At 60.8% G+C, this 7016-nt stretch carries 1 protein-coding gene; it reads left to right on the plus strand.

Features of this window, described 5'->3' with window-relative positions; genetic code table 11:
• Positions 1 to 357: 357 nt before the first annotated feature.
• Positions 358 to 6978 carry a shikimate kinase gene (locus ACWGTI_RS31880; protein ID WP_454590602.1) on the plus strand — a complete coding sequence of 2207 codons (6621 nt, stop codon included), beginning with the start codon at positions 358 to 360 and terminating at the stop codon, positions 6976 to 6978.
• Positions 6979 to 7016 lie beyond the last annotated feature (38 nt).

Consider the following 7016-nt stretch of genomic DNA (forward strand, 5'->3'; position numbering starts at 1 on the left):
AGTCCAGGTGAGCGATTGGGAAGGGCGCGTGTTGAGAATTCAGCCCCACAGAACGTGCAAGGTGTAGTCCCGGAACGATCTTCAATAGGCTCAGAAAGACTTAATGCAGCGCTAGCTGACATTTGCCGTGCTCGCGACGTCGCCGTTTTCTCAAGTGCAGTGGGGCGTCACGCCAAGCGGCTGCAGAGGCAGGATCTCTCAGGATTCCTGAATACGGCAGCCGCCGAGTTCACACTTAGATTTCTCCCACATTTACAGGAAGATATCCTCGCCAGGCGATCGTGGCCGTACGCCTTGGTTTGCAACGAGCTGAGCCGGCCGGCCGGAGGGCAGGCTGGTGTGGGAGCCTGCAGGCGCTTGGCGGCTGGGGTTTCGCGGCTTGGCGACGCGGTCAGGAACAGATTCGAAGGCAAAGCCCTTTCGCTTTTAGCAACATCGTTCGGTCGGCATCCAAAGGAATGCCGGAATGGAATTACCAGAGTCGCTGAGTTTTGCCGCGACGAAAGTGAAATACTTCAGGATCTGAGCGGTCAAAATCTCTCGTTGCTAATGAGCGGGTTGAGCAAGTGGCCGGAAGAGCAGGCCTGCGGCGAAGCCGCTGCAGCAATCTCCCTTGCGGTGCTGGAGGCTGGACGAGTCCATCGTTTTGATGCGCAAGCCTTGGCGATCCTAGTGAATGGTTTCAGCAAGTGGCCGGAGCAAACGCGCGACGCCGCAGTCGAAACAGCAGGCATGATTGACGTCAACAGGCTCAGTGATTTTGAGCCACAACACCTCGCGAATCTGGTCAACGGCTTCAGCAAATGGCCCGATCAGCCGGCCTGTCAGCAGGCGATCGTCAAAATCGCTCATGAGCTTGTGCGCTGCCGCGCCAGTAAGCTCTCTCACTTCAGTGAGCAGCACTTGGCCAATCTTGTGAACGGTTTCAGCAAATCGCCGGATGTGACAGTCCATCGCAACGCCGCAGGTTTAATCTCTGGTGAGCTCTGTAGCCGCGCTGCCCGCCCCCCCTGGCTTGGTGGTTTTACTGCGCAGGGACTCGCAAACGTGATGAACGGCTTCACCAAGTGGCCGGACTCGCGAGCCGCCGTCGCGATCGCCGGAGAAGTCTGTCGTCGCGGTAAGTGTAAGTGCCCAGCCAAGCTCGCCGATTTTGTCCCGCAAGACTTGGCAAGCTTGGTCAACGGTATCAGCAAATGGCCTGGCGAGCCCAACTTAAAGGAAGCCGCAGAGACGGTCGCACGGGAAGTCCTGCGTCATGCTCGTGACGCCCCACTGTCTCGTTTTTCGTCACAAGATCTGGCGAATCTGGTGAACGGTTTCAGCAAGTTTCCGCATTCGAACGACTGTTGCCAAGCGACCATCTCAATAGCACGCAATATTGACCCCGCGCGCGTCCTTAGTTTTGCTCCCCAGCAGCTAATGAACTTGGTGAACGGGTTCAGCAAGTGGCCGGGAGCGCCGGAGTGTCGCCAAGCGACGGTCGAAATCGGCCGTGAAGTCCGAGACCGCGCGGCCTCCGGACGGCTCTCTGAGTTCACTCGCGGGGAGCTGGCGAGCTTAATAAATGGCCTCAGCAAGTGGCCTGACGAAATTGCCTGTCGCCAAGCTGCCCTAGCGGTGGCAGCTAACATCCACCGATTCTCCCACTCTGGTCACGATTACCGGGACTTGGCAAACCTAGTGAACGCTTTCAGCAAATGGCCGCTAGAGCTGGATTCAGTCAATGCGACACTGTCGATCGCCCGTATCGTCGTCGATATCGCTGATCAGCTCCCTCGATTTCACCAGCAGCAGTTGGCGAATCTGGTGAACGGTTTCAGCAAATGGCCGCTAGAGAACGATTGTCAGCACGCTGCGCGCTTGATCGCTGCGGAAGTCCGCGGTCGCGCTGATCGGGATGAGCGCCTCGCTGATGTCACTCGACAAGGCCTGGCGAATTTGGCGAACGCGTTCAGCAAATGGCCGCAGGAAGATTTCGGCAAAGCCACAGTTGCGGTCGCCGGGGCCCTCTGTAGCCGTGCCGATCAACTCCCTGTCTTTACTCGGCAGGAGCTGGCGAATCTGGTGAACGGGTTCAGTAAGGTGCCGGAAGAGGAGAGCTGTCTGCAGGGCGTGCGCTTAATCGCCGCCGAACTCTGCCAGCGCGCCGCTGACGACGGCGGGCTTCCCGATTTTGCTCCGCAGGGACTGGCGAGCCTGGCCAACGGCTTAAGCAAGTGGCCGCAGGAGCAGGCCGGTAGAGAGGCTACAGTCCAAGTCGCTGCGGAAATCTCCCACCGCGCCACCCTCGCCGACGGGCTCTCTCGTTTTACTTCGCAAGAGTTGGCGAACCTGGTGAACGGCTTCAGCAAATGGCCGACAGGAGACGACACGGGTCGAGCCACGGAAGTGATCGCGCGTGAAGTCCATGAGCGCTCACTCGCCAGCTTTGCCTCTCAGGAGTTGGCGAACCTGGTGAACGGTTTCAGTAAGTGCCTGGACGAGGAGGCGTCTCGCCAGGCCGTGTTGGACATCGCGCGCACCCTCGGCGCTGGAGCACATCGGTTCAGCGCTCTCACAATGTCTGAACTCAGCATGGTCGCCAATGCTCTTGGGCGAAGCATCACGGTGTCGGAGGACAGTGGAGAAATAACGCACACCACTCTGCTGAGGGATCGGTTCAGCAAGCTCGCCCACCACCTGCACTATGCCAACGACCGCCTCAAGCAGGCGGACGTTCGGAGCATCGCCAACATTTTCAAAGCCCTGGGCAAGGCTCGGCTGGTTGACGATCTCGGCTTGCTCGCACGGGCGGGGTTGGATCGGATCGAGGAATTGCGTCAGGGGCCAAATTTTGCCGCCGCCAACGACCTGGAAACCATAGGTAATCTCAGTGTTGCCGTGCTGCCGCTGGCGCGCGGCTCGCAGAGACAGCTGCGCTGGCACCGAAGGCAGGCGCTCCATTTGCTGAACGACATCCAAGGCGTCGTGAAAGACAAGATTACGGCGCATCTGGCCGCTAGCGACGCGGAGCGGATCCGCGGCCCACACGCCAGCCGTTGCCCGGCCTTGTCCATGTATCAGGTCCTCAAGGCCCGTGCGGTCCTCGAGACATTGTACCGGCGCCCCTATATCGAGGGCAAGATGTTAGATCTCAAGGCGAGGCAGCAGGAGCTGCAGCGCGAGACGAGGGATATCCTGCACCGCACGCGCGAGCTGATCGAACGCGACCTGTCCAACATGAGTTGGAATCTGATCGCTGATATCGAGACCGAAAGGCCGCTCGAGGCACTGGATTCGTTCCTGGCGGCAAATACGGTAACAGTCCAGGCCAACCGTCCTGCCTCCCAGTTCAACGTGCATCAGGTGTTGCGAGAGATGGACCACGAGCCGAGACCGCCGCAAGGGAAGGCGGGACTGATGCGGCTTCCGGTCGTCGACCTGCAGGGGCGGCCCGTTGCGACGGAGCCAGAGACTCGGTATTCAGTGTTCCATCGCGTGACTGAGGGGCGGGTCCCGGTGGTCGCGGTGCAACTGCCGTCACGACCGAGTGCCTTCATGCTCGCACGAACGCTCACCGTCGAGGGGGTGCCCTACCGCATGGACCTGTTCGGCGGCAGCAAGTTGAAGCCGCCCAGATCGACGCTAGCGCAGATCGCCGCGCGCGTGCCCGGCGCGGCCAGCGTCGAGCCGCCCGGGGGAAAGCTTTTGGCCATTCCCTATGCCGAAACGGCCGCCGGAACCGACTTCGAGCGGCTGTCGCGGGCCTGGGCTCCGTTCAAGGAGGCCTACTTCTATACGCAGCGCAGGGGCTTTGCAGCACCACTGGCGATCAAAGGTCTTGGGCCCCATGACGCTGCGCTTGAGGGCACATTCAGACTGGCGCTGCTGCCGGACCGGCCGGCCGGCGAGGCGCATCCTTTCAGGCTCAGCGGAGCGCAGGGCGGCATCGCGCTGCGCCCGCATGACGGCTGCGGCTTCATCAAGACCTCGCTCGCTACGCGCATGCCGGCGGTTCGGCGCGTCGGCGACCAGGACAATCCGGAGCGGGTGCCGGCCTTTGGTGAGGGACGCCGAGCATCGCTGCCTGCCTCCGCCCTGCAACACTATCCGCGCAGCGAAGAGGTGGCCGCTGAGGCGCGCAAGATGGCCAGCAACTGGCTCGCGGGCCGAGACGAACAGGAACTGAACTCTGAAGACCTCTACCGCACAGTGACCGGTGGACACATCGATGGCCCCGGCGCGGTGGCAGTACCCTCTAGTGACGGCCGGCTTCACGTGCCGACGCTCAAGAGTGAGTCCATGACGGGGACGCAAGGCGTGCTAATCGGGCGCTCGCCATATGACAAGCCCAACCTGCGCCCCTTCGCGACCGCCCAGGTCGGCTCGAGCGCCGATGGGGACCCGACCGCAATCTTCCTCGATCAGTGCGTCGCCATACAGTACAGCTTCAATGTCGCCCAAAAATCCAGCGGTGAACTGGCCGCGGACGATCCGATGTTGTTCGCCAAGGGCATTTTGATCGTGGTGCCCGACGAGATGTGGCCGGCTGCGTTCGCCGATCGAGGGCTGGTGCTGTCTGCCGAGGACGTCAAATGTCATTCTCACTGGGCGAGGGCCAAGGACCGCGCCAAGGTGGACACCTTGCTCGACTGCGTCGGCATCTTGCAGGCGACCGAGGTGTTCGCTCCGGGTTCGTTGGTTGCAGTCCCGCCGGTTGAGCAAAAAAAGCTCGATGGCGACTTCGACGGGGACGCCGTCATTATCGTCGCCGACCGGCCGCAGCTTTATCAGCATGTCAGGCAGTTCGATCAGGCCGAGCAGGCGCGCGGCGTGCACTCGCTCAAGCCGCCCAAATCGCACACCCCGGCGATCGAAGGCGAGCACTACCAGTTCAGCCGCGCCAGCCAGATCCTGGCCGCGACGCAAAATGTCCTGGAGACCTATACCGGCCTGCAGCGAGACTTTCTGGCGCAATCTCAACAGGCAAGGCGCTGGTTTGCCGAGCGGGCTATCTTCGGGATCTACGAGGGCATCCACCACGAACTCAGGCGCGAGCTTCAAGTGCTGCTAACCCAGGACGAGGTGAGCCGGGAGCAGATCGAGCACAGTCTCGAGAAGGCGGGGCGCGAGATCGAGGTCGCAGATCATCCGGTCGCCCGCGAGGTGGCCGAGCTGCTCATGGCCGATCTCGAGGCGTGGGCGGCGCAACCGCGCGTCCTGCCCGCAACGGCAGAGGGCGGCAACGACGCACGGCGGACGGTGAGCGCAGATCTCTGCGAGCTGTTGCCGGACCTGGCGGAGGCCTACCCCGCCACGGCTCAGCCACGAGAGCGCATCCAGCTGATTGTCGACAATTATCCAGCACGCATTCATCCGCGACCGGATGGTTACGTTGCCGATGACCACGTGCAAAGTGCCAATAACCTGCTGAGTGTCGGCATCAAGGTCGGAACGGATGCCTATAAATCTGACACGGGCGCCTGCTTGTTTGCGGCCAAGAGCCGTCAGCTTCTGTACTTGCTGCAAAAGGCCCCCGGACTGAGCGCGGTGCCCTACACGAAGGGTATTGCGGCGCGCCTGAAACAGGGCCGCCTTGATGTCGATGCGACACTGGCGGATCTGAAGGACAATCCGACGCTGACGGCGTCGATCATGGAGGCTTCTATCAAGCTCGCGGCGGAACGAGGTATTCTGTCCGAACAATCGGACCGGTGGGCTGCCAGCGCGGGTCCGGTCACGACGCTGGCCGGCGAGCAAGCTAATGAGCGCGCCCACATCGAGGCCGAAAACGCCAAGGTCGAAGAGAACGCAATCACAGCGACCCTGGGCGAGGTGGCCGAACGCCTGCGCACATACAACATCGAGGTGAGCTTGCCCCATCACGATCGCCGTTTGAGATCAGAGGCTTCGATGCGAGACCAGCTCACCGGAATGAGCGTGCCGTCCGCTCAGGCGTCGCAGCTGATCAGCAACGCCGTCCGCCATGTCTTCGAAATCCCTGACCGGGACTTTACTGCCGCCTTCAGGAAGGCCGTGCTGGTCTTCGAGGATCAAGGCTACACCGAGGTCAGCACAACCAACTGGTTCAAAAAGCTCAATCCAACCTTTATCGGCATCACAACCGTCTTTGCCACCCCGCGGGGTTACCGCTTCGAAGTGGAGTTCCATACCCCCAGCAGCTACAAGGCCAAGATTGCCAATCATCATGTCTACAAGATGCTGCAGCGTGGCCCTCCAGGGATCTCCGATCAATCGCGGGCCGAGGAACTCCTGCAACACGCGCGCACGATCTGCAAGGATGTCGCAATTCCCGATGGGGTCACAGACATCCCCCACTGGGACATTGACACCGGGAGCACGGCTGGCAGCATGGCCTCTGCCGTGCGAGCTGCCCTGCCAAGAATACCCAAAAGGTCGCCGATGGCCGGACAAATTGTTGCCGCGCTGGGTGACAAGTCGGTCGTACTCGTCGGAATGATGGGTGCCGGGAAATCCAGTATTGGCAAGAAGCTCTCTAACTTGCTGGGCCTGAAGTTCTTCGACTCCGACCAAGTCATCAAGGACAAGACAGGCGCAAAGTCCATCAATAAAATCTGGGAAAATCAAGGCGAGGGTTACTTCAGGGAACTTGAGGAGAAGCAGATCCCACAATTGCTCGCGCAAGGCCCCATGGTGCTCGCAACCGGTGGTGGGTCCTTCATCAACGACAGGACCCGCAACTGCATCGCCCAAAACGCGATCTCGATCTGGATCGATGCCGATCTGGACATGATCATGAGGCACCTGCCGAACGATACGAGCCGTCCGCTGCTGCAAACTGAAGATCCAAAAGGAGCGATACAAAAACTGATGAACCAGCGCCAAGAGATCTATGCGCAGGCCCAGCTCAGAATTTCCCCGATTAAGTGGGAAATCAATAAGAGCGCGGCTGAGTGCCTGAACAAGCTTCACGACAAGCTGGACGCTTCGATCAACATGCTGACTGAAGCGTGACCGGCCATTTTGGCGCGCGAAATAGGTCACCCGGCAGC

The organism is Mesorhizobium sp. ArgA1, from assembly GCF_053714375.1.